Annotated in this window: 1 protein-coding gene; it reads left to right on the forward strand. The window is 75.9% G+C overall.

What is annotated here, in order from left to right; translation table 11 throughout:
• Positions 1-20: 20 nt before the first annotated feature.
• The coding region (locus ABZ281_RS46285; protein ID WP_356664509.1) for a beta-ketoacyl synthase N-terminal-like domain-containing protein at positions 21-2,335 on the forward strand (2,315 nt) is incomplete at its 3' end.

Raw genomic sequence — 2,335 nt, forward strand, 5'->3', positions numbered from 1 at the left:
GTCCGGGCGGGTGCCGCGGGATGAGGTCCGTCGACGAGGCCGCGCTGCGCCGGCTGATCGCGGAGCGGGTGGCCGCCTGGAACGGCACGCCCCCGGACGACGTCCCGATGGACCGGCCGCTCGCGGACCTCGGCATGGCCTCGCGGGATGCCGTCGCCCTGGCCGGCGAGCTGTCCCGCGCCACCGGCCGGGAGCTGCCGACGACGCTGCTGTGGGAGACGCCCACCGGGAAGGCCCTGGTGGCGCGGCTGTGCGAGACACCCGCCCCGGGAGCCGAAGTGGCTGCGGTGCCGCGTCCCGCGGTGCCGGACGGGGCGGCCGAGCCGGTCGCGGTCGTCGGGGTCGGCTGCCGCCTGCCCGGCGGTGTGCACGGCCCGGACGACTACTGGCGGCTGCTCAGCGAGGGTGTCGACGCGATCCGGCGCGTCCCGGATGACCGCTGGCGCGACTTCACCGCGTTCCCGCCCGCCGACGCCCACCCCTACGGCGGCTATCTGGACGACATCGCCGGGTTCGACGCGGACTTCTTCCGCATCACCCCGCGCGAGGCCGCGGTGATGGACCCCCAGCAGCGGATCCTGCTGGAGGTCGTCCACGAGGCGCTCGACCATGCCGCCGTGCCGGCCGGGTCCCTGGCGGGCACGGCCACCGGTGTGTTCGTCGGCATCTCCGCACCGGAGTACGGGCAGTTGACGGGTGCCGACCCGGCGGCCGTCGACCCCTGGGCACCGGCGGGAGGCGCGCTCAGCGTCGCCGCCGGACGGCTCGCGTATGTCCTGGACACCCGGGGACCGAGCCTGGCCGTCGACACCGCCTGCTCCTCCTCGCTGGTGGCCGTGCACCACGCCTGCGTCAGCCTGCGCACGGGCGAGAGCGACACGGCGATCGCGGCCGGGGTCAACCTGCTGCTGTCGCCGGTCGTCACGGTCGCCTTCCGCCGAGCGGGCGCCCTCGCCCCGGACGGGCGGTGCAAGCCGTTCTCGGCGCGGGCCGACGGCATCGGGCGCGGCGAGGGCTGCGCGGCGGTGATCCTGAAGCGGCTGTCCGACGCCGAGCGGGACGGCGACCGCGTACTGGCCGTCATCCGGGCCAGCGCCGTCAACTCCGACGGCCGCTCCAACGGCCTGATGGCGCCCAACCCGGCCGCCCAACTGGCCCTGCTGGAGAAGGCGTACACGCAGGCCGGGCTCGCCGCAGAGCACATCGACTACGTGGAGGCGCACGGCACGGGCACACCGCTGGGCGACCCGATCGAGGCGGGTGCGCTCGGCGCGGTGCTGGGCACGGGACGGGATCCCGACCAGCCGCTGCTGCTGGGGTCCGCCAAGGGCAACCTCGGCCATCTGGAGTCCGCGGCGGGCATCGCGGGCCTGGTGAAGACCGTGCTGGCCCTGCACCACGACGGCATCCCGCCGTCCCTGCACTGCGAGGGGGGCAGTTCCCTCACCGATGCCCGGCTGCGGGTGGTGACCGAGCCCGAGCCCTGGCCGCGCTACGGCGGCACGGCCGTCGCGGGCGTCTCCGGGTTCGGCTTCGGCGGCACCAACGCCCATGTGGTACTGGAGGAGGGGCCGCCCGGCCTGGCCCCGGTGCGACCGGCCGAGGAACCGGCCGCCCGCCTGCACCTGCTCTCCGACCTCGACAGCGACCGCCTCCGTGACACGGCGGGCAGGCTGGCCGGCCGGCTGCGGGACACCGCCGCACATCCCGCCGACGTGGCCCGGACCCTGGCCGGGCGCACGGGCCGGGGCCCCGTGCGCGCCGCCGTGGTCGCCCGCGACCGGGACGAACTGGCCGACGCGCTGGACGCGTTGGCGTCCGGGCGGCCGGACGCACGGGTGACGACCGGGGACCGCGACCGCGTGGGGCGCGGCCCTGTGTGGGTCTTCTCCGGGTACGGAAGTCAGTGGCCCGGCATGGGGCGCCGGCTGCTGGCCGAGGAACCCGCGTTCGCCGCCGCCGTCGAGAAGCTCGACCCGCAGCTCGCCCCCGAGTGCGGCCTGTCCCTGTACGACCACCTCTCCTCGGGTGAGGGTCTCGACCGTCTGGAGGTCGCCCAACCGGTGCTGTTCGGCCTTCAGCTGGCACTCGCCGAGCTGTGGCGTTCCCACGGTGTCGAGCCCGTCGGCGTGGTCGGCCACTCCATGGGCGAGGTGGCGGCGGCCGTGTGCGCGGGCGCGCTGGACGTGGCGGACGGGGCGCGGGTCATCGCCGTACGGGCCCGGCTGCTGAGCGGGCTGCGGGGCGGCGCGATGGCCGTGGTCGACCTGGACGACACCGAACTGGAGTGGCTGGAGCGGGACTTTTCGGAGGTGCATGTGGCCGTGCACTCCTC

This window comes from Streptomyces sp. NPDC006265, assembly GCF_040613555.1.
In the GTDB taxonomy this organism is placed as follows: domain Bacteria; phylum Actinomycetota; class Actinomycetes; order Streptomycetales; family Streptomycetaceae; genus Streptomyces.